The following is a 20,022-nucleotide window of genomic DNA, read 5'->3' on the forward strand; positions in this document are numbered from 1 at the left end:
TCGCGGTTTGCGGTACGGCCGGGCGTTCGGGGCGGCATCGTCGCTCTCTCAGGCGTTGGGGGCGACCTCGGTGCCCGCGCCGCGTTTGCGGGGTTTCACCGCTTCCCGGACCGCTTCGGGGACCGCGTCGAGACCGAGGGGCACGAGACCGGCGTCGGCGATGAGGGCGAGATCGTCCTTCGCGGCCTGGCCCTCACTGGTCAGGTAGTCCCCGAGGAAGATCGAGTTCACGATCTGCAGCGCCACACCCTGCATCTGCCGCAAGTGGACCTCGCGGCCGGCCGCGAGGCGGACCTCCGCCGCGGGGTTGGCCAGGCGCACCATCGCGAGGATGCGCAGGCACCGGCGCGGATCGAGCTCCCACTTGCCCTCCAGCGGCGTGCCCTCGAAGGGCAGCAGGAAGTTCACCGGAATCGAGTCCACATCGAGCCCCCGCAGACCCAGCGCGACCGACACCAGGTCGGCGTCCGACTCCCCCATCCCCGCGATGAGACCCGAGCAGGGCGAGAGTCCCGCGCCGTGCGCGGCGTTCACCGTGTCCACCCGGTCGGCGAAGGTGTGCGTCGAGCAGATCTCGGCGTACGAGTCCTCCGAGGTGTTCAGATTGTGGTTGTAGGCGTCCGCGCCGAGCCCGGCGAGGCGCTCGGCCTGGCCCTCCTTGAGCAGCCCCAGGCACGCGCACACCTCGACCCCCGGCGCGGCGTTCTTCACCGCCGCGATCGTCTTGCCCACCCGCTCGACGTCCATATCGGTCGGACCGCGTCCGCTCGCGACCAGGCACACCCGCGAGGCCCCGCCCGCGACCCCGGCCGCGGCCTGCTCGGCCGCCTGCTCGGGGCTCAGCCACGTGTACTTGAGGACGTCGGCCTTCGAGCCGAGGCGCTGGGAGCAGTAGTTGCAGTCCTCCGGGCACAGCCCGCTCTTGAGGTTCACGAGGTAGTTGAGCTTGACCGTGTTCCCGAAGTGGCGGAAGCGAAGCCGGGCGGCGGCGGCCACCACGTCCATGAGCTCGGCGTCCGCGCTCGCCAGCACCGCCTCCAGGTCGGCGGCGGCCGGGTCCGCCCCCGCGTCGGCGGCGGCGGACAGGCGGCTGAGGGCTTCGTGCACTGCGGTCATGGCAAAAATCTTGCCACAGCGCCGCGGCGGGGAACCTTTCGCATGGTTCAGGGGAATTGCGCGCAAATGACCTCCGGACGTCACGCTCGGACCGGAGCGTCGCGATCCGCCTACACTTGCTACAGTGGGTGGTCGGTGCTGCGAAGAACGCTGCAGGCTGGATCTCCTGCTCGCGTTTCGAACGACGAACCGCTGAAACCTTCCGGAGAGAACCAACCGTGCCGATCGCACCTGGACAACCGGCGTTGATCGCCGTCGCAGTCGCGACCCTCTGGGCCCAGCCCTCGGCCCCTGGACCGGAGGACCGACTCGCCCTCGGCGTGCCTTCGGCCATCAGGGAATGGGTCGCCCGGCTCACCAACGACATCCGCGCCCACGGCCTCAAGGGGCGTGTGCGGACGCAGTGCCTCCTCGGGACCCCCGTCGACGTCCTCCAGATCACCGACGGCTGGGCCCAAGTGGCCTGCCCGGCGCAGGAGACCTCCGGGTGGCTGCCGATCGACCAGCTCGTCTACCCCGCCGAGGGCGACGCGGAAGGGGTCGAGCACCTCGTCAGCGCCACCGCGACCGCGGTCCGGGACGAACCGGGCGGCGACGTCGCCATCCCCGGCGTGACCCTGGGGACCCGTCTGCGGGTCGTCGGCAAGCCCTACCGGGGCTGGGTGCCCGTGGCCCTGCCGGGCCCGCGGCAGCCCGGCTGGGTGCCCCAGCGCGACCTCGCCGCCGAGCCCGTGTCCGCGGCGTCCTCGACCGGCGTGATCGCCGCCGGGCTCGACGCGGTGAAACTCGCCCAGCAGCTCCTGGAGATCCCCTACCTGCACGGCGGCGTCAGCGCCTACGGGATCGACTCCCCGGGGCTGGTGTGGATCGTCTACCGCCAGCTCGGGATCGACGTGCCGCGGTTCAACGAGGCGCTCATCGACATCGGCGAGTCGGTCGACTTCGAGGACCTGCACCCCGGCGACCTGGTGTTCATCGAACACGGCGGCGACCCGAAGACCCCGGCGATCATGGCCGAGCGGGGCCAGACGGACCTGCCGGAGGTCATCTTCTCCTCCCCCGTCTACGGCAAGGTCGTCGTCGAGTCCCTCAAGGACTCCGAGCTGACCCAGATCACCGCCTGCCGCCGCCTGCCGGTGCGAGTCTGAGGGCCCGTTCCCGCGACGCGCCGCACGAGCGGCACCGGCACGGCGAACCCCGCCGGCGGCTCCGACCGGGCCCGAGAACGAAACGGCCCGCCGCCCCTTCCCATGGGCGGCGGGCCGTTGCCGTTCCGCTTACTTCTCGGCGACCGCCACCGCGGGGGCGGAGGGCTCGTCCAGCACGGCTTCGGACTCCGCGAAGAGCTCCTTCCAGGTCTTCCCCTCGCGATGCAGCAGGACCCCGTTGGCGATGACGACCGCGGCGAGCACGCCGACGATGACGCCGAGCGAGAGCGCGGTCGGAACGTGCGGCAGCCACTCGATGTGGTGCCCGCCGTTGATGAACGGCAATTGGTTCTCGGCCAAGCCGTTCATGACGAGCTTTACGCCGATCCAGCCGAGGATCGCGGACAGGCCCAGCGCGAGGAACTTCAGCGACTTGAGCATCGCGGCCAGCAGGAAGTAGAGCTGGCGCAGGCCGAACAGCGCGAAGATCGTCGCGGTCCACACCAGGTACGGCTCTTGCGTGAGGCCGAAGATCGCCGGGATCGAGTCGAGCGCGAACAGGATGTCGGTCGAGCCGATCGCAAGCATCGCCAGCAGCAGCGGAGTCGCGTAGCGGAGCCCGTCGATCCGGGTCAGCAGCTTGCCGCCGTGGTACTCCTTGCTGACGCGCATCTTCGACTCGGCGAACTTCATGAACCTGGAGGGTTCGTACGCCTCGTCGTCGCCCTTGTCGCGGAGCAGGCCCACGGCCGTCCAGATGAGGATCGCACCGAAGATCAGGAAGACCCAGCTGAACCGCTCGACGAGGACGGAGCCCAGCGCGATGAAGATGCTGCGCAGGGCGATCGAGAGCACGATGCCGACCAGGAGCACCCGCGACTGGAGCGGTTCGGGTACCCGGAAGGCCTGGATGATGAGGAGGAATACGAAGAGATTGTCGACCGACAGGGCCTTCTCGGTGAGAAACCCGGCGAGGAACTGGCCCCCGTACGTGCTGCCCTGCGTCCAGAACATGACGCCGGCGAAGACGAAGGCGGCGGCGATGTAGACGCCTGACCAGGTGGCCGCTTCACGCAGGCCGGGACGGTGGGGATTACGGATCGCGCTTGTCAGATCCAGGACCACGACCGCCGCGAGCACGATGAGCGTGAGGGCCCAGACCCAAGGTGGGAGTTCCAATGTGTTGCCTTCCGCATGACTCTGGATGGTCACATGGTCTCTCCCGATCCTCGCGGACCAGCGCCACCGGGGACCGCTCAGGATCCCGTGCATTGACGACGACGCTAACAGCGGCAAGCGCTGCAGGATACTCCCCACAAACCTGATGATGATCGAACTGAACCAGTCTGCCTGCTCGAACCCGACTTGTCATCAGTCAGATTTGTGACTTCACTCTCGACGCCGTTCCAGGGGATTCCGACGCGGTGAAAGCTGTGGGAGGCTCCGCGCATGGTTCTGGAAGTCGCTGAAATCAAGATCACCCCCGGTCGGGAAGACGCTTTCAAGGAGGCCTATCGCCAGGCCCGGGAGTTCGTGCGGGTCTCCCCCGGGCTGCGCTCGATGCGCATGACCCAGGGCGTGGAGAACCCGAGCCGGTTCGTGCTCCTCATCGAATGGGACTCGGTCGAGGCCCACGATCAGGGCTTCCGCGAGACGGACCGGTTCCCGAAATGGCGTGAGGCCATCGGGCCGTTCTTCGCCGAGCCTCCGTTCGTGGAGCACGTCGTCGACGTCGATTGAGCGATGGGGGCGGGCGCCGGTTCGGCGGCCGGAGACCGCCCGCCGTATGCAGTCGTGCGCTGCGCGGTCTGGTGGAGGTGCCCGAGCGCGCGAGTCAGCCCGCGACCCGAGCGTTTCGGCGGTCCCCTGCCGACCGTCTCACCTACACCAAAACCGGGGCAAGCCTGACACAGGGAGCCAACCGACTCAAGAAGCGAGTTCTGTCCCGTGGACGACTCAGGCCCCGGCCTGGTCGATCTCGCGGAGCTCCCGCTTGAGGTCGGCGATCTCGTCGCGGTAGGCGGCGGCCAGTTCGAAGCGCAGCTCCCTTGCGGCGGCGAGCATCAGGTCGTTGCGCTCCTCCAGCTGCTTGAGGATCTCCGAGCGGACCTTGCCGGCGCCCTTCTCCTGCTTGCCCTTCGGCAGCTCCGCCCACGGGTCGTGCTCGACCAGGTCCTTGGTCTCGGCCGCCGTGTCGTACAGGTCCTCCATGATGTCGCCGATGCGCTTGCGCAGCGGCTGCGGGTCGATGCCGTGCTCGAGGTTGTAGGCGATCTGCTTCTCGCGGCGGCGGTCGGTCTCGTCGAGCGCCGCCTTCATCGAGTCGGTGAGGTTGTCGGCGTACATGAGGACCGTGCCCGAGACGTTCCGGGCCGCGCGGCCGATGGTCTGGATCAGGGAGGTCGCCGAGCGCAGGAAGCCCTCCTTGTCGGCGTCGAGGATCGCCACGAGCGAGACTTCGGGCAGGTCGAGGCCCTCCCGGAGGAGGTTGATGCCGACCAGCACGTCGTAGTCGCCGCGCCGCAGCTCCCCGAGCAGCTCGACCCTGCGGAGCGTCTCGACCTCCGAGTGCAGGTACCGCACCCGGATGCCGTTGTCCATGAAGTAGTCCGTGAGGTCCTCGGCCATCTTCTTGGTCAAGGTGGTCACGAGGACGCGCTCGTTCTTGGCGGCCCGCTCGTTGATCTCGTGCATGAGGTCGTCGATCTGGCCCTTGGTGGGCCGGACCTCCACGTGCGGGTCGACCAGGCCGGTGGGGCGGATGACCTGCTCCACGAACTGGCCGTTCGTCTGCGCCATCTCCCACTTGCCGGGGGTGGCCGAGAGGTACACGCTCTGTCCCACGCGCTCGCGGAACTCGTCGAAGCGCAGCGGGCGGTTGTCCATCGCGCTGGGCAGTCGGAAGCCGTAGTCCACGAGGTTGCGCTTGCGTGAGGCGTCGCCTTCGTACATCGCGCCGATCTGCGGGATGGTCTGGTGCGACTCGTCGACGATGGTGACGAAGTCCGAGGGGAAGTAGTCGAGCAGCGTGTGCGGCGGGGTGCCCGGCCCGCGGCCGTCGATGTGCCGCGAGTAGTTCTCGATGCCGTTGCAGGTGCCGATCTGGCGCATGTTCTCCAGGTCGAACACGGTGCGCATCCGCAGCCGCTGCGCCTCCAGGAGCTTCCCCTGGTGCTCCAGCTCGGCGAGGCGCTCCTCGAGCTCGACCTCGATGTCGCGGATCGCGCGGGCCATCCGCTCGTTGCCGGTGGCGTAGTGCGAGCCGGGGAAGATGAGCACCCGGTCGACCTCGCGGATCACGTCGCCGGTGAGCGGGTGCAGGTAGTAGAGCCGGTCGATCTCGTCGCCGAACATCTCGATGCGGATCGCCAGCTCCTCGTAGGCCGGGATGATCTCGATCGTGTCGCCGCGGACCCGGAAGGTGCCGCGGGTGAAGGCGAGGTCGTTGCGGCCGTACTGGACGTCCACGAGCCGCCGCAGCAGCTTGTCGCGGTCCCATTCCTGGCCGACGGCCACCTCGGTGGCCTGCTCCAGGTACTCGGCCGGCGTGGCGAGGCCGTAGATCGCCGAGACCGTCGCGACCACGACCACGTCGCGGCGCGTGAGCAGCGAGTAGGTGGCGCGGTGGCGGAGCCGCTCGACCTCCTCGTTGATCGAGGCGTCCTTCTCGATGTAGGTGTCGGACTGCGCGACGTACGCCTCGGGCTGGTAGTAGTCGTAGTAGGAGACGTAGTACTCGACCGCGTTGTTCGGGAGCAGCTCGCGCAGCTCCTTCGCCAGCTGCGCGGCCAGGGTCTTGTTGTGGACCATCACGAGCGCGGGCCGCTGGAGCTTCTCGATGAGCCACGCGGACGTGGCCGACTTGCCGGTGCCGGTCGCGCCGAGGAGGACCACGTCCCGTTCGCCGCGGTGGATGCGTTCGGTCAGCTCGGCGATCGCCGTCGGCTGGTCGCCGGACGGCTCCCAGTCGCTGACCACCTCGAAGCGCCCATCGGCGCGCGGAATATCGAATGCCACGGCCCAACCGTAGCGCCGGGGTACGACACTCCTCCACCGCATTCGCGTCCCCGGGCCGGTGACTTTTCACGGCCCGACTCGTTTGACCATCCGTGAGCTCTAGTACCGCAGTTCCCTGGAAATCGGCCCTCATGTGGGTCACGGCCGTCATCGCCGCGATCGCCCTGGCCGGGTGGTTCGCCGTCTCGTGCGGTCCGACCGACGCGAACGCCGAGCGGCCCGTCAGCGAGGAGGAGGCCGCGCTGCTGGCGGGTATGCGCGAGCGCAACCACGACGCCGATCCGGTCGCGGTGCGCATGAGCGTGCCGATGGACGGCGAGACGGTGATCGCCGACGGCTACCTCGACTGGCGGCTGCCGATGCTGTACGCGCGCGTGCCGGACGCCGAGGGCGACCACCGGCTGGTCCAGGCCGTCCCGGGTCTCGTCGCCACCCGAGCCGACGACGAGGCGGCGTTCGCCGAGCTGCGGGTCCCCGAGGACGGCTGGACGACCCGGCAGATGCTGTCGGGCGCGGGCACGCCCCTGGAGACCACGTTCGACATCCTCGCCTCTTCGCTGTTCACGCTGACCGCCGAGCAGGCCGACGACCCGGCGGTGTTGGGGGCGCAGGCCACCTGGCGCGAGGAGGGGGTCATCGACGGCGAGCCCGTCGACTCCTTCCGAGCGCCGATCATGGTCGAGTCCGACGAGCGGGGAGCGAGCCCGGAGGCCCTGTACTCGCTCGACGAGGAGGGGAACCTCCGCCGCTTCCAGGTGAACACCGGCGAGGAGAGCCTCTCGGCGGTGGACTTCCTGCGCGACGTCGGCTTCGACCCCACGGCCCTGGTGCCCGTGGACCTCCTCGGCGGTCCCGCGATCGAGCCGAGCGCGGTCGACGAGGACCTCGCCGCCGTCATCGCGGCGGTGCGGGAGCGGAACTGGTCGCGGTCGGCCACCGTCGAATTGACCGTGCCGACCGCCGACGGGCAGATCACGACGGGCACCGGCTCGATCGACTGGCGCACGATGACCGCGTACCTGCACCTCACCGACGCCGCGGGGCAGCGGCTGTTCTTGGCGCGGCCCGGCGGCTACGCGACCCTCCCGGTCGACGACGGCGAGCTGCCCGAAACCCCGCCCGCCGAGGGGTGGGCGGCCCATGCGCTCACCGACGAGGACGTCGCCGAGACCTTCGGTCCGGTCGAGTCGCTCGTGTACCGGCTCCTGGAGATGAGCGCCGAGGAGGCCGAGGACGCGGAGGCGATCGCCGAGTCGGCGTTCCTGCTGCGGGTCGACGAGACCGACGGGGGTCCGGTGCAGGTCGTCGAGTTCCCCGTGGCGGGCGACGCCGAGGCGGCCGTGGGCCGGTCGGCGTTCCGCTATCACCTCAGCGACGAGCGGCTCAGCGAAGTGGAGATGGTGTCCTACTTCGGGGTCGCCAGCGCCGAACTGGCCTACGAGGACTATCCGATGGTCGAGATCCCTTGGGCCGTGAGCGAACAGATCGGGTGAGCCGGTCGGAGCGCCTCCGGCTGCGATGAGCGGGACGTGCGGCCGCACCGATGCGTGAGCGCTCCGGTGCGGCCGGTCGATGAGCAATAGGCGCGCAGGACGCGACGCGGCTGAGGCGTTCGCGCGAGGCGGCGGGTCGGTCGCGCAGCGCGGGACCCGGCGCGGACGTGTCGACGGGTCCGGCCGTTCGGCCGGGCCCGTCGGTTCTCGCCTCCGCTAGCAGACCGGGGGCTGCCAGCCGGTCTCGGCGGCCCAGCGGTTCGCGCGCGGCCAGGCCTCGCGGTCGAACCACGGTTCCTTGGCCTCGGTGTAGCCGGTGGTGGAGTCGACCTTCGCGGCGAGCACGCCCTTGGCCTGGGCGTAGTCGGCCCGGGAGGTCGCGTCGGCGCGCATCCAGTCGCGGAACAGCAGGGCGAACCGCTGGCCGGGGCTGTCGATGGGCCGGAAGTGGACGTGGGCGATGTTGCCGGGGTCGGCGTAGCCGTAGAAGCGCTTCTCCCAGTCGGCTTCGTCCGGGTACTCGGGCTTGGGCGAGTCGTGGAGGACGCGGCCGAAGAATCCGGCTTCGCCGAGGTCGTCGGCGAAGGCGTCCACGATCCGCAGGGACACGACGGTCACCTGGATGTCGATGACGTCCTTCGCGGGGAGCCCCGCGACGGCGGTGGAGCCGACGTGGTCGATGCGGACGGCGCTGGGGCCGAGGACGCGGCGGAGTCGGGCGGCGAGGCGTTCGAAGCGCCGGGGCCAGGCCGGGTCGGATTCGACGAACTGGAGTTTCTCGGGCCGTGTTTCCGCGCGGCCGGCGAGCAGGTTGTCGGCGTAGGGGACGATGCGCTCCTCCCAGAGCATGGTCACGCGGTGCTCCAGCTCGTGGAGCCCGTCGCGGTTGTCGAGGACGACGTCGCAGACCTCGCGGCGCTCCGCGTCGGAGGCCTGGGCGTCGATGCGTCGGAGGGCGTCGGCGCGGGACAGGCCCCGCTCGGCGAGGCGTTCGAGCCGGAGCTCTCGCGGCGCCTCCACGTCGATGTTGAGATGGAAGCCGGGTGCCTGGCCGGTCTCGGCCAGGAGCGGGATGTCTTGGACGACGATGGCGTCCGCGGGCTGGGCGTCGGTGAGTTCGCGGGCGCGGGCGCGGACGCGCGGATGGACGATCGCCTCCAGTTCGGCCCTCGCGGCCGGATCGGAGAAGACGGTCTTGGCGAGTTCGGCGCGGTCGAGCGAGCCGTCGGCGGTGAGCACGTCGGGGCCGAAGCGGGAGACCACCGCGGCGAGTCCTTCGGTGTTCGGGGCGACGACTTCGCGGGAGAGGGCGTCCGCGTCGATGACGCGGGCGCCGAGTTGCGACAGCTTCGCTGCGACCGTGCTCTTACCGGCTCCGATGCCACCGGTCAATGCGACTTTAAGCACAAGTAAAACACTACCCGCCCCAGGCGAACAGCCTGGGACGGGCAGTGGTCTGTCAGTTGAAAGAGTGACGGGTGCTAGTTGCCGGCGAGCTTCTCGCGGAGTGCCGCGAGCGCCTCGTCGGTGGCCAGCGTGCCCTGGGGCTCGGCGGGAGCCGACTTCTTCTCAGAGGTCGTCTTCTTGGGGCCCTTCTCACCCTTGGGGGCGGCTTCGCCCTCGGCGGGCTTGGCGGGGGCCTCGGTGATGACGCGCTCGGCGATCTGCTTGCCGTGCTCCTCCCAGCGGGTGCGGGCCTCGGCGTACTGCCGCTCCCACTCCTCGCGGGCCTCGTCGAAGCCTTCCATCCACTCGCCGGTCTCCGAGTCGAAGCCCTCCGGGTAGATGTAGTTGCCCTGGTCGTCGTACTGCGCGGCCATGCCGTACAGCGTCGGGTCGAACTGCTCCTCGTTCTCGACGAAGGCCTCGTTGGCCTGCTTGAGGGAGAGCGAGATCCGGCGGCGGTCCAGGTCGATGTCGATGACCTTGACCATGGCGTCGGAGCCGACCTTGACGACCTGCTCGGGCACCTCCACGTGGCGCTCGGCCAGCTCGGAGATGTGCACCAGGCCCTCGATGCCGTCCTCGACGCGGACGAACGCGCCGAACGGGACGAGCTTGGTGACCTTGCCCGGGACGATCTGGCCGATCGCGTGGGTGCGGGCGAACTGGCGCCACGGGTCTTCCTGGGTCGCCTTCAGCGACAGGGAGACGCGCTCGCGGTCCAGGTCCACCTCGAGGACTTCGACCTCGACCGGCTGACCGACCTCGACGACCTCGGACGGGTGGTCGATGTGCTTCCAGGAGAGCTCGGAGACGTGCACCAGGCCGTCGACGCCGCCGAGATCGACGAAGGCGCCGAAGTTGACGATCGAGGAGACCGTGCCCTTGCGGACCTGGCCCTTGGCGAGCTGGTGCAGGAACTCGGTGCGCACCTCGGACTGGGTCTGCTCGAGCCAGGCGCGACGCGACAGGACCACGTTGTTGCGGTTCTTGTCGAGTTCGATGATCTTCGCCTCGAGCTCGCGGCCGACGTACGGCTGCAGGTCGCGCACGCGGCGCATCTCGACCAGCGACGCGGGGAGGAAGCCCCGGAGGCCGATGTCGAGGATGAGACCACCCTTGACCACTTCGATGACGGAGCCGCGGACGACGCCGTCCTCGTCCTTGATCTTCTCGATGGTGCCCCAGGCGCGTTCGTACTGCGCCCGCTTCTTCGAGAGGATCAGACGGCCTTCTTTGTCCTCCTTCTGGAGGACGAGGGCCTCGACGTGGTCGCCCACAGAGACGACGTCTTCAGGGTCGACGTCATGCTTGATCGACAGCTCGCGCGAGGGGATGACGCCCTCGGTCTTGTAGCCGATGTCGAGCAGGACTTCATCCCGGTCGACCTTGACGACGGTACCTTCGACGATATCGCCGTCGTTGAAGTATTTGATGGTCGCGTCGATCGCGGCGAGGAGGTCCTCGTCGGAAAGAATCTCTTCGACCGTGCTGTTCTCAGCGTTGCTCGAGGTGGCCTCGATGCTGCTCGTCATGTGGGCTGGTGCTCCGGATACGTAAGAATCGTGGGCTCGCAGCCGCGCCCTCGCAAGACGCGAATGCTCGCAGTTCGTTCCCGGGCCGCCCTTGCCGCTGGCACGCGCCCTGCTCCCTACTGAGGACGCGGACATGCCCAGGCCATCCCAGGTTACCGTGCGCGATAATCCCGCGCCAGTCCGGGCCCGAACCTCGTGTCGATTGCCACCGCTAATGGGCGGCGGCTTCCCAGGAGGCGCCGAAGCCGGCGGACACCGTGAGCGGCACCGCGAGCTCGGCGGCGTTCGACATCTGTTCGCGCACCAGGGTTTCCAAGCGGTCGGCCTCACCGGGTGCGACTTCGCACACCAATTCGTCGTGGACCTGGAGGAGCACCCTGGAGCGGAGGCCGGAGGACCGCAGCGCGCGGTCGACGCCGAGCATCGCGGTCTTCATGATGTCGGCCGCGCTGCCCTGGATCGGGGCGTTGAGGGCGGCCCGCTCGGCCATCTCCCGGCGCTGGCGGTTGTCGGAGGTGAGGTCCGGGAAGTACCGGCGCCGGCCCATGATCGTCTCGGTGTAGCCGGTCTTGCGGGCCTCCTCGACGACGCGGCGCAGGTAGTCGCGGACCTTCCCGAAGCGCGCGAAGTAGTCGTCCGAGAGCTGCTGCGCCTCCTCGGTCGAGACGCCCAGCTGCTGGCTGAGCCCGTACGTGGACAGGCCGTAGGCGAGCCCGTAGGACATGGCCTTGATCTTGCGGCGGTGCTCGGCGGTGACCGCCTCCGGCGCGACCCCGAAGACCTTCGCGGCGACGACCCGGTGGACGTCCTCGCCGGAGACGAACGCGTCGATCAGGTTCTCGTCGCCCGTCAGGCTCGCCATGATGCGCATCTCGATCTGGCTGTAGTCGATGGTCATGAGCGACTCGAAGCCCTCGGAGACGACGAACCCGGCCCGGATGGCGCGGCCGGCCTCGGAGCGGACCGGGATGTTCTGGATGTTCGGGTCCGCCGAGGAGAGGCGCCCGGTGGCGGCCACGGTCTGGTGGAACGTGGTGTGGATGCGCCCGTCGGTCTGGATCGTGGCGCGCAGGGTCGCGACGATCTGCTTGAGCTTCTCGACGTCCCGGAACCGCAGGAGCTGCTCCAGCAGCGGGTGCCCGGTCTTCACGAACAGCTGCTGCAGCGCCTCGGCGTTGGTGGTGTAGCCGGTCTTGGTGCGCTTGGTCTTCGGCATCTTCAGCTCGTCGAAGAGGATCTCCTGAAGCTGCTTGGGCGAGCCGACGTTGAACGGGCGGCCCACGATCTCGTGGGCGCGGTCGGTGGCCTCCTTCGACTGCATCGCGAAGCCGGCCTCGATGTCGGCGAAGTGGCCCTCGTCGGCGGCGATCCCGGTGATCTCCATGCGCGCCAGCACGCTCGCGAGCGGGTACTCCAGGGCCTCGGCCAGCTGCGCCTGCTGCCGCTGCTCCAGGCGGGTCCGCTGCTCGACGGCGAGCTCCCGGACGGCGGCCGCCGCGGCGCAGTCGGCCTCGAGCCGCGCCGAGTCGTCGGACATGGCCGCGTCGAGGCCCATCAGCGCGCCGTCGGCGGCGGGCGTCTCGGGGGTCTCCAGCTCCCGGCCGAGGAACTGCATGGCGAGATCGCCGAGCGCGTACGAGCGCTGCTCGGGCTTGAGCAGGTACGCGCCCAGCACCGTGTCGGCCTCGATCCCGGCGACCTCGGGCCAGCCCGCGGCGTCGGCGCCCCACAGGAACGCCTTGACGTCGTGGACGACCTTGCGCTTCGCGGGGTCGGCGAGCCAGTCGGCCCAGGACTGCTCGTCCTCGGCGTCGAGCTGCGCGGGGTCGAACCACAGCGCCTGGCCGCCTTCGGCCAGCGCGATGGAGTCGAACGAGCCCGCCCCGGAGGCGAAGGTCCCGGTGTAGGCGATGGCGACGTGGCCTTCGCGGGCGTCGAGCCAGGCGGCGAGGCCGCCGGGGACGAGCGCGGCGGCCTCGGTGTGGTCGACGGCGGCCGCGGGGGCGGCGACGGCGCCGACGGCCTTGTCGGCGAGGTTGGCGTTGAGGCGCTCGCCGAGGGCGCGGAACTGGAGGGCGTCGAAGAGGCGGTTGGTCTCGGTGACGGACCAGCCCTCCCACTCGAGGTCGGCGATGTCCGCGTCGAGTTCGAGGTCGCGGACGAGGCAGTTGACGCGGTGGTTGCGGAGCACGTCGTCGAGGTGGTCGCGCAGGCTCTGGCCGGCTTTGCCGGTGATCTCGTCGACCTTGGCGACGAGGCCGTCGAGCGAGCCGTACTTGACGATCCACTTGGCGGCGGTCTTGGGGCCGACGCCGGGGACGCCGGGCAGGTTGTCGGCCTTCTCCCCCACGAGCGCGGCGAGGTCGCGGTAGCGGTCGGGGGTGACGCCGTACTTGGCCTCGACGGCTTCGGGCGTGTACCTGGCCAGCTCGGTGACGCCCTTGACCGGGTAGAGGAGGGTGACGGCCTCGTTGACGAGCTGGATGGCGTCCCGGTCGCCGGAGGAGATCAGGGTCGACAGGCCCGCCGCTTCGCTGCGGGCGGCGAGGGTGGCGATGATGTCGTCGGCTTCGAAGTTCTGCTTGGTGAGCCACTTGATGCCGAAGGCGTCGAGGAGTTCCTGGATGATCGGGATCTGGCTCTTGAAGTCCTCGGGGGTCTCGCCGCGGCCGTCCTTGTACGCGGGGTACTCGTCGGTGCGGAAGGACCGGCGGGAGACGTCGAAGGCGACCGCGACGTGCGTGGGCTCCTCGGCCTTGAGCAGGTTGATGAGCATCGAGGCGAAGCCGTAGACGGCGTTGGTCACCTGGCCGTCGTCGGTGGCGAACTTCTCGGCCGGGAGGGCGAAGAACGCGCGGAAGGCCATCGAATGGCCGTCGATCAGGAGCAGGCGGGATTGCGAAGCGGTCACGCCCCCGAGCCTAGCGAGTGGGTCCGACAAGTCCGGTACGAGTGGGCGGCGGCGTGGCTCGGGAAGCGAACAGGCCCGCCGACCCTCCGGTCGGCGGGCCTCGACGGCTCAGGGGTCACTCGCTGGCCTGGGCTTCCTTCTGCTCGGCTTCGGCGATGACGCGCTCGGCGACGGCCCGCATCGAGAGCCGGTGGTCCATGGCGGCGCGCTGGATCCAGCGGAACGCGTCCGGCTCGGGCATGCCGTACTGGGTCATGAGGAGGCCCTTGGCGCGGTCGACGAGCTTGCGGACCTCGAGGCGCTCGGTGAGGTTCGCGACCTCCTTCTCGAGGGCGGTCATCTCGGCGAAGCGGGTGAGGGACAGCTCGATCGCCGGCACCAGGTCGGACTTCTGGAAGGGCTTCACGAGGTAGGCCATGGCCCCGGCGGACTGGGCCCGGCTGATGAGGTCGCGCTGGCTGAAGGCGGTGAGGATCACGACCGGCGCGATGCGCGCGGAGACGATCTTCTCGGCGGCCTGGAGTCCGTCCATGATCGGCATCTGGATGTCGCAGATGACCAGGTCGGGCTGGTGCTCCTGGGCGAGGCGGACGGCGGCCTCGCCGTCGGCGGCCTCGGCCACGACCTCGTAACCCTCCTCGGTGAGCATCTCGGCCAGGTCGAGGCGGATGAGCCCCTCGTCTTCGGCGATGAGCACGCGCTTGCGCGGCTCCTCGGCGGCCTTGCTCGTCATGCGGTCCGTACCTTTCATACGCGGCGGTGTACGTGGGGCGTGCGGCGATGCAGGCACACCAGGACGCTAGCTTAGCCGCAGCCGGATGCGTCCGCACGTTCCTATGCCGAGCGTTTCGGACGACAGGGCCTCGGCTTCGGCGGCCGCGCCGCTTGCGTATCATGTGACGCCGTTTCGGGCCCGTTCGCGGCGCATCCCTTGCCGCGCATCCGGTCAGTAGACTGCCGCGCAGCCGGTTCCGCACCGTGGCAACGAGAAGGGGAGCGCATGGCATCCGAGGTCCTCGTCGTGCACGCCAATGAGCCGCCCCCGGAGTGGTGGGACGCCGCGGTGTTCCTCGCCGGGCCGCTCCCCCGGTCCGCCGAGGTCGCCTCGTGGCATCCCGAGGCGATCGGGCGTCTGCGCGAGCGCTGGGGCGGGGACGGCCGGCTGGTGGTGTTCTCGCCGGAGCCGCGGGCGGGCGTCACGGCGGACTACACCGGCCAGATCGACTGGGAGCATCGCGGGCTCCACGACGCGGACGTGATCCTGTTCTGGGTGCCGCGCGACCTGGAGACGATGCCGGCGTTCACGACGAACATCGAGTTCGGCTCCTGGTACGACTCGGGGAAAGCGGTGTTCGGCGCGCCCCCGTCAGCGCCGAAGAACGAGTACCTGCTGCATCTGGCCGAGTCCCGCGGGGTGCCCGCGGCGGACACGCTCGAGGGCGCGGTCGACGCCGCGCTGGCCATGGTCGGCGCCGGGGCGCGCCGCGAGGGCGGGGAGCGGTCGGTGCCGCTCCTGGTGTGGCGGACCGACGGCTTCCAGTCCTGGTACGGCGCCCAGCGCGGCGCGGGCAACCGCCTCGTCGGAGCGCGTCTGGAGTGGACGTTCCGGGCGGGTCCCGACCGGAGGACCGTGCGCTGCTGGGCCGCGCACGTCCAGGTGCACGTCGCGGCCGAGGACCGGGTGCAGTCGAACGAGGTGGTGCTCTCGCGCCCCGACACCGCGCATGTGCTGCTGTACCGGCCGGGAGCCACGGTGGACGAGACGATCGTGATCCTGGTGCGCGAGTTCCGGTCCCCGGCGGCCACGGCGGACGGGTTCGTCCACGAGCTTCCCGGCGGCAGCGGGACCGAGCCCGAGCCGGTGCTGCAGGCGGCGGTGGAGGTCGGGGAGGAGACCGGCCTGTCGGTCGACGCGGATCGGCTCCGTCCGGTGGGCGTGCGGCAGGTCGCGGGCACGGTCTCGACCCACCGGGCGCACCTGTTCGCCGCCGCGATCACCGACGCGGAGCTGGCGTGGCTGCGCGAGCGCCAGGGGACGCCCGGCGGCGTGGGAGGCGGCGAGCGGACGTGGATCGAGATCGCCTCCTACGGTGAGATCCGCGAGCGGGGGCTCGCGGACTGGGCGACGATCGGCATGATCGCTCAGGCCCTCGGTTCGTAGCGGCCGGTCGGCGGTGCGGCCCGCGGGCCGCACCGCCGACCGGATCAGCGCTCGATCGCTTCGAGCGGGAGGCTCGCGTCGAACAGGCGGCTGAGGTATTTCAGGCCGTCGACGGTGATGCGCACTTGCGGCGGGTCGATGAGGAGCTCCCCGGTTCTGGGATGGCGGTGGGACTGCGCGCGTTCGGCCATGCGGCCGGCGTCGATCTGCGCCTGGTAGACGCGCCAGGCGCCGTCGCCCTTGTCGCGGTAGATCCAGCCGTGCAGTTCCAGGAAGGCGAAGAGGCGGATCATGCCGATCTCGATCGCCGGGTGCCGCGACAGGAGCTTCGCGGCGTCGCCGACGCTGTAGTCGCCTTCGGCCGAGGCGAGGGTCCGCCACGCCATCGCGTCCGGCTTCAGCGCCTCGGCCCGGGCTTCGGCCGAGTCGGCCCGGTCGGCCTCGCGGATGACGAGTTCGGCGATCTCGCGCGGCGTCAACGGGAGGCGGAAGGCGGTGGTCGCGGCTTCGCGGGAGCCGGGGCGGGTCCTGGCGTTGCCGGGGCGGCGGTTCGGCTCCGATGAGGGGGACGTGCCGTCGTGAAGCGGGTGAAGACGCATGGGCAGGCTCCATTCCTGTCGCGTGGCTTGCCCGCCCGTCCGGTCGAACCGGACGGAACCGGGGGCCTGATCAGGGGTTCTTCCCTGTCGGACCCGCTCAATCTATCGCGTGGGTACGACAATTCGGCCCGGTCGAAAGGGCCCTGCCGACGCCCCTCATGCGGCGACTTCGCTGGGCGCCTCGTCCGGCGCCCGGGGTCGCGGCGGGGCCGCGCGCAGCCGCAGATAGAGCAGCGCGAGCGCGGCGACGGCCGAGGGCACGAGCAGGTACCACGTGAGGGCCAGCGCGATGGCGGCGGTGCAGGCGGTGGCGATGAGGGCGGCGGCGCGGGAGCGTCCGGTCAGGAGCCGGACGGCGGCGGCGCAGGCGAGCACGGTCACTGCGGCGAGGCAGGCCGAGGTGGCGCGCATGAGCTGGTCGAGGTCGAGGTCGTACGCGGTGGCGGCGGCGAGGACCGCGCCGGTGAGGGCGGCGAGGAGGGCGAGGCTGCGGTGCGGGATGCGGCCGGGTTCGTGGCCGCGGGCCAGTGGCGCGGGCATGGCGCCGTCGCGGGCGAGGGCCGCCCCGAGTCGCGAGGCCCCGGCGATGAAGGTGTTCATCGCGCCGAGGCCGAGCACGGCCGCGCAGACGGCGGTCAAGGGTGCGGCGGCCGCACCGAAGCCGTAGGCCAGCAGATCGGTGAGCGGCGCGGTGGTGGTCGCGGCGGCGGGGCCGAGGACGCCGGCGGTGGCGGTCGCGAGGCCGAGGTAGACGACGGCGATGAGGCCGAGGGTGAGCGCGGTGACGCGGCGGAGCTGGCGGGCGGGGTCGGTGAACTCCCCCGAGAGGTGGCTCGCGGCCTCCCAGCCGGAGAAGGCGAAGAACAGGACGGCGGCCGCGGAGAGGATCCCGGGGAGGCCGTGGGGCGCGAAGGGGCGCAGGTTCGCCGGGTCGAAGTGGGGCAGCGCGGCGGCGCAGGCGGCGCCCATGAGGAGGACGAGGAGTCCCATGAGGACGAGTTGGGCGCCGCCGGAGAGGCGCAGGCCGATGTGGTTGGCGGTGAACGCGGCGACGACGAGCGCGGCCGAGCAGGCGGCGGTCGCGGCGGTGCCGAGCCCGGCGGCGTCGCCGATGTAGGCGGCGGCGACGTTCGCGGCGGAGACGGCGCCGACGGGGATGACGCTGTAGAACCACCAGCCGCAGACGGCCGCGGCCCGGTCGCCGAAGGCGGCGCGGGTGAAGGTGGCGACGCCGCCGGCGTCGGGGCGGCGGGCGGCGAGGCTCGCGAAGGTGGCGGCGACGGGGACCGACAGGGCCAGGAGCGCGATCCAGGCCACCAGCGCCGCCGGTCCGGCGGCGGCCGCGGCGAGGCCGGGGAGCGCGAGCACGCCGGGGCCGAGGATCGCGCCGAGGTAGAGGGCGGTGCCGCGCGCGGTGCCGAGGGTGCCGACATGAGGTGTTCGGACGGTCATGGACGGCAACGCTAGACGCATGGTCGGCGCTTGCGAGGTGGGATCGAACGTTCGGCTGGAATCGGAGGGATAATCCGTGGATGGACGAACTTGACGAGGCCATCGTGCGGTTGCTCCAGTCGGATGCTCGGCTGTCGAACCGGGAGGTGGCCCGCCGGCTCGGCGTGGCGCCTTCGACTGCGCTGGAACGGGTGCGGGCGCTGACGCGGCGCGGCGTCATCCGCGGGTACGGGGCGGACGTGGATCTGGCGGCGCTCGGGCGGGGGGCGGAGGCGCTGGTGTCGGTGCAGATGACGCATCACCAGCGCTCGACGTACGAGGCGTTCCGGGAGACGGTGGGGTCGTGGCCGGAGGTGGTGACGCTGTTCGTCGTCTCCGGCGGCAGCGACATCGTGCTGCACGTGGCGGTCCAGAACACCGAGCGGCTGCACGCGTTCCTGGTCGACCGCTTGGGCTCGCGCCCGGAGGTGGCCAGGTTCCAGACCTCGATGGTGTTCCAACGCCTGCACAACCGCGTCCTCGACCCGCTCCCCGAGGAGCCGTAGCGGCATCCCGCGGGGCCGGAGCACCGTCACCGCGCAACGGGGTATCATATGCAGCGGTCCAGGCCGACTGGACCACTGCTGGGCCCGGTATTCCAACTGGCAGAGAAGACGGATTCAAAACCCGTACAGTGTGGGTTCGAATCCCACCCGGGCTACAGACCATAGCCCCAGCTCAGGGGCATAAAACCGCCGTTCATCAGCAATAACGCTGAGGTGCGGCGGTTTTTCCTTGTGCCGATGTGCCCAGCCAGTAGCAACCATAGGCAATCACCTGTGGAGGCACGGTGGATGCGGATCCAGGACGGGCCGGGCGATGCGATGAGATCGGCGAAGGGCTCGAGACCTCGCTCGATCCGGGCATGCCTGGTGCCGTCCGACACTCGTCGATTTCATTACCCTTCACGCGGTCCCAAGAACCCGTATCCGGCCGGAGCCGTTGTCGGAAACTGGGCTACACCGAAGACAGATGGCAGTCGAGCACGACATCGCGGTCGGTCCGCCCCTGCGTGGGCGGGGAGCGCCAGAGTGACTTGAACCCCCGCGTCCATAATAGGACACTAACACCTCAAGCTAAATTTACATATCATAATATCCGATTTTTTAAATGGATCTGCTGCTCAATACCGAAGGGCAGCAGTCACTCTGGACCATGAGACCGATCTAGCTTCTGGATTTCAGGAGGGGCAGGCCGTTCGGGTTCGAGTCGTTGAAGTGGACCTGGTTCGACGCAAAGTGCGGTTGGTTGCTTCATGAGGTTGGCGGGTATCGCCGACGGCCGAGCTTCTTGTAGCAGGCGAGGGCTGCTGCGAGGGCGAGGAACGCGGCGAAGAGGTGGCCGTAGCGTTCGTACCGGATAGTCAGGCGGTGGTAGCCGCCGAGCCAGGCGATGGACCGTCCGATGACCCAGCGGTGTCGGTCGAGCCGGGTCGAGGACTCGATGCCGCGGCGGGCGATGCGGTCGCCGATCCGCCGTTCGCGCAGGGCGTGGTGGCAGTCGGGGAGGTCGTAGGCCTTGTCGGCGTGGATCTTCGCCGGCTTCCTGCGGCGCGGTGCGCGTCGGGAGCGGATCTTGGGGATCCCCTGAACCAGCGGTTCGAGGGCTTGTGAGTCGTGCATGTTCGCGGCCGAGACACCGCAGTCCGGCGCGGTCGGACAAGACGTGGATCGTCGAACCTGACTTGCCGCGATCGACCGGGTTCGGACCGGTCGGCGATCCCCTTTTTTGGCGCGCGGACTCGCACCATCGACGATCGCGCGGGACCAGTCGATCTCACCGGCCGCGCCGAGCCGGTCGAGTACGGCCCGGTGGAGTTTCGCCCATAGCGCGGCTTCGGACCATTCGGTGAAGCGCCGGTGCGCGGTCTGGTGGGAGACGCTGAAGGTCGGTGGCAGCTGCCACCAGGCACAACCGGTGGCCAGGACGAACACGATCGCCGCGAACACCTGTCGGGCATCAGCTCGGGGAGTGCCACCGCCCTGGGCGCGTTTCGGGGAGGCCGTTACCTGACGCTCCCGATCGCGGAGGTCGCCGAGGGCTACAAGGCCATGGACGAGCGCCGCGCCATCAAAGTGCTGCTGCAGCCGTAACGGAAGGTCACGGGG

15 protein-coding genes, 1 tRNA gene and 1 pseudogene are annotated in these 20,022 nt (G+C 70.1%); 7 read left to right on the forward strand and 10 right to left on the reverse strand.

Features of this window, described 5'->3' with window-relative positions; all coding sequences use genetic code 11:
* Nucleotides 1-48: 48 nt before the first annotated feature.
* Entirely contained in the window at nucleotides 49-1,116 is a 1,068-nt protein-coding gene (gene bioB, locus K3N28_RS00495) for a biotin synthase BioB (RefSeq protein WP_255640243.1), read from the reverse strand.
* Between the two features lie 245 nt (nucleotides 1,117-1,361).
* Here bioB and K3N28_RS00500 point away from each other — a divergent pair, with 245 nt between their 5' ends.
* Nucleotides 1,362-2,264, forward strand: coding sequence for an NlpC/P60 family protein (locus K3N28_RS00500; protein ID WP_228090516.1), 903 nt, complete (start codon nucleotides 1,362-1,364; stop codon nucleotides 2,262-2,264).
* A gap of 129 nt (nucleotides 2,265-2,393) precedes the next feature.
* On the opposite strand, the gene K3N28_RS00505 is transcribed toward K3N28_RS00500, so the two are convergent.
* Entirely contained in the window at nucleotides 2,394-3,443 is a 1,050-nt protein-coding gene (locus K3N28_RS00505; protein ID WP_228090517.1) for a TerC/Alx family metal homeostasis membrane protein, read from the reverse strand.
* Between the two features lie 270 nt (nucleotides 3,444-3,713).
* On the opposite strand from K3N28_RS00505, the gene K3N28_RS00510 reads away from it, so the two are divergent.
* Nucleotides 3,714-4,004: a putative quinol monooxygenase gene (locus K3N28_RS00510; RefSeq protein ID WP_228090518.1), complete on the forward strand. Its 291-nt coding sequence runs from the start codon at nucleotides 3,714-3,716 to the stop codon at nucleotides 4,002-4,004.
* A 216-nt stretch (nucleotides 4,005-4,220) separates the two neighbouring features.
* Here the strand turns inward: K3N28_RS00510 and uvrB are convergent, their stop codons facing one another.
* Nucleotides 4,221-6,281: an excinuclease ABC subunit UvrB gene (uvrB, locus tag K3N28_RS00515; protein ID WP_228090519.1), complete on the reverse strand. Its 2,061-nt coding sequence runs from the start codon at nucleotides 6,279-6,281 to the stop codon at nucleotides 4,221-4,223.
* A gap of 92 nt (nucleotides 6,282-6,373) precedes the next feature.
* On the opposite strand from uvrB, the gene K3N28_RS00520 reads away from it, so the two are divergent.
* Entirely contained in the window at nucleotides 6,374-7,774 is a 1,401-nt protein-coding gene (locus tag K3N28_RS00520) for a hypothetical protein (protein WP_228090520.1), read from the forward strand.
* 216 nt (nucleotides 7,775-7,990) lie between these two features.
* Here K3N28_RS00520 and coaE read toward each other — a convergent pair whose 3' ends face one another.
* From coaE to K3N28_RS00540, 4 genes are all read right to left on the reverse strand, one after another.
* Nucleotides 7,991-9,181 carry a dephospho-CoA kinase gene (gene coaE / locus K3N28_RS00525; protein ID WP_228090521.1) on the reverse strand — a complete coding sequence of 397 codons (1,191 nt, stop codon included), beginning with the start codon at nucleotides 9,179-9,181 and terminating at the stop codon, nucleotides 7,991-7,993.
* Nucleotides 9,182-9,255: 74 nt separating this feature from the next.
* Entirely contained in the window at nucleotides 9,256-10,752 is a 1,497-nt protein-coding gene (gene rpsA / locus K3N28_RS00530; protein WP_228090522.1) for a 30S ribosomal protein S1, read from the reverse strand.
* 211 nt (nucleotides 10,753-10,963) lie between these two features.
* Complete coding sequence (gene polA, locus K3N28_RS00535; RefSeq protein WP_228090523.1) at nucleotides 10,964-13,663, reverse strand: DNA polymerase I; 2,700 nt, start codon at nucleotides 13,661-13,663, stop codon at nucleotides 10,964-10,966.
* A 115-nt stretch (nucleotides 13,664-13,778) separates the two neighbouring features.
* Nucleotides 13,779-14,396 carry an ANTAR domain-containing response regulator gene (locus K3N28_RS00540; RefSeq protein WP_228090524.1) on the reverse strand — a complete coding sequence of 206 codons (618 nt, stop codon included), beginning with the start codon at nucleotides 14,394-14,396 and terminating at the stop codon, nucleotides 13,779-13,781.
* Between the two features lie 267 nt (nucleotides 14,397-14,663).
* On the opposite strand from K3N28_RS00540, the gene K3N28_RS00545 reads away from it, so the two are divergent.
* Entirely contained in the window at nucleotides 14,664-15,824 is a 1,161-nt protein-coding gene (locus K3N28_RS00545) for a nucleoside 2-deoxyribosyltransferase domain-containing protein (protein WP_228090525.1), read from the forward strand.
* Nucleotides 15,825-15,868: 44 nt separating this feature from the next.
* Here K3N28_RS00545 and K3N28_RS00550 read toward each other — a convergent pair whose 3' ends face one another.
* Both K3N28_RS00550 and K3N28_RS00555 read right to left on the reverse strand, forming a co-directional pair.
* Nucleotides 15,869-16,423: a phage antirepressor KilAC domain-containing protein gene (locus K3N28_RS00550; RefSeq protein WP_228090526.1), complete on the reverse strand. Its 555-nt coding sequence runs from the start codon at nucleotides 16,421-16,423 to the stop codon at nucleotides 15,869-15,871.
* A 156-nt stretch (nucleotides 16,424-16,579) separates the two neighbouring features.
* The gene (locus tag K3N28_RS00555) at nucleotides 16,580-17,875 is read right to left on the reverse strand and encodes an APC family permease (protein ID WP_228090527.1); all 1,296 of its coding nucleotides are present in this window, start codon (nucleotides 17,873-17,875) and stop codon (nucleotides 16,580-16,582) included.
* 80 nt (nucleotides 17,876-17,955) lie between these two features.
* Between K3N28_RS00555 and K3N28_RS00560 the strand changes: the two genes are divergently transcribed.
* Together K3N28_RS00560 and K3N28_RS00565 are read left to right on the forward strand one after the other, a co-directional pair.
* Complete coding sequence (locus tag K3N28_RS00560; RefSeq protein ID WP_228090528.1) at nucleotides 17,956-18,420, forward strand: Lrp/AsnC family transcriptional regulator; 465 nt, start codon at nucleotides 17,956-17,958, stop codon at nucleotides 18,418-18,420.
* An 81-nt stretch (nucleotides 18,421-18,501) separates the two neighbouring features.
* Nucleotides 18,502-18,575: transfer RNA gene (locus K3N28_RS00565), tRNA-Leu, on the forward strand.
* Nucleotides 18,576-19,167: 592 nt separating this feature from the next.
* Here K3N28_RS00565 and K3N28_RS00570 read toward each other — a convergent pair.
* Nucleotides 19,168-19,863: an IS5 family transposase gene (locus K3N28_RS00570; protein WP_228090529.1), complete on the reverse strand. Its 696-nt coding sequence runs from the start codon at nucleotides 19,861-19,863 to the stop codon at nucleotides 19,168-19,170.
* A 60-nt stretch (nucleotides 19,864-19,923) separates the two neighbouring features.
* Between K3N28_RS00570 and K3N28_RS23430 the strand changes: the two are divergent.
* A pseudogene (locus K3N28_RS23430) lies at nucleotides 19,924-20,007 on the forward strand (alcohol dehydrogenase); the annotation flags it as partial.
* Nucleotides 20,008-20,022 lie beyond the last annotated feature (15 nt).

This window comes from Glycomyces sp. TRM65418, assembly GCF_019710475.1.
Taxonomy (GTDB): domain Bacteria; phylum Actinomycetota; class Actinomycetes; order Mycobacteriales; family Micromonosporaceae; genus Glycomyces.

Bases quoted from the DNA above. Each gene is read 5' to 3' on its own strand.
- bioB (WP_255640243.1), bottom strand. From the start codon at position 1,116: ATGACCGCAGTGCACGAAGCCCTCAGCCGCCTGTCCGCCGCCGCCGAC.
- K3N28_RS00510 (WP_228090518.1), top strand. From the start codon at position 3,714: ATGGTTCTGGAAGTCGCTGAAATCAAGATCACCCCCGGTCGGGAAGAC.
- rpsA (WP_228090522.1), bottom strand. From the start codon at position 10,752: ATGACGAGCAGCATCGAGGCCACCTCGAGCAACGCTGAGAACAGCACG.
- K3N28_RS00540 (WP_228090524.1), bottom strand. From the start codon at position 14,396: ATGACGAGCAAGGCCGCCGAGGAGCCGCGCAAGCGCGTGCTCATCGCC.
- K3N28_RS00545 (WP_228090525.1), top strand. From the start codon at position 14,664: ATGGCATCCGAGGTCCTCGTCGTGCACGCCAATGAGCCGCCCCCGGAG.
- K3N28_RS00550 (WP_228090526.1), bottom strand. From the start codon at position 16,423: ATGCGTCTTCACCCGCTTCACGACGGCACGTCCCCCTCATCGGAGCCG.
- K3N28_RS00555 (WP_228090527.1), bottom strand. From the start codon at position 17,875: ATGACCGTCCGAACACCTCATGTCGGCACCCTCGGCACCGCGCGCGGC.
- K3N28_RS00560 (WP_228090528.1), top strand. From the start codon at position 17,956: ATGGACGAACTTGACGAGGCCATCGTGCGGTTGCTCCAGTCGGATGCT.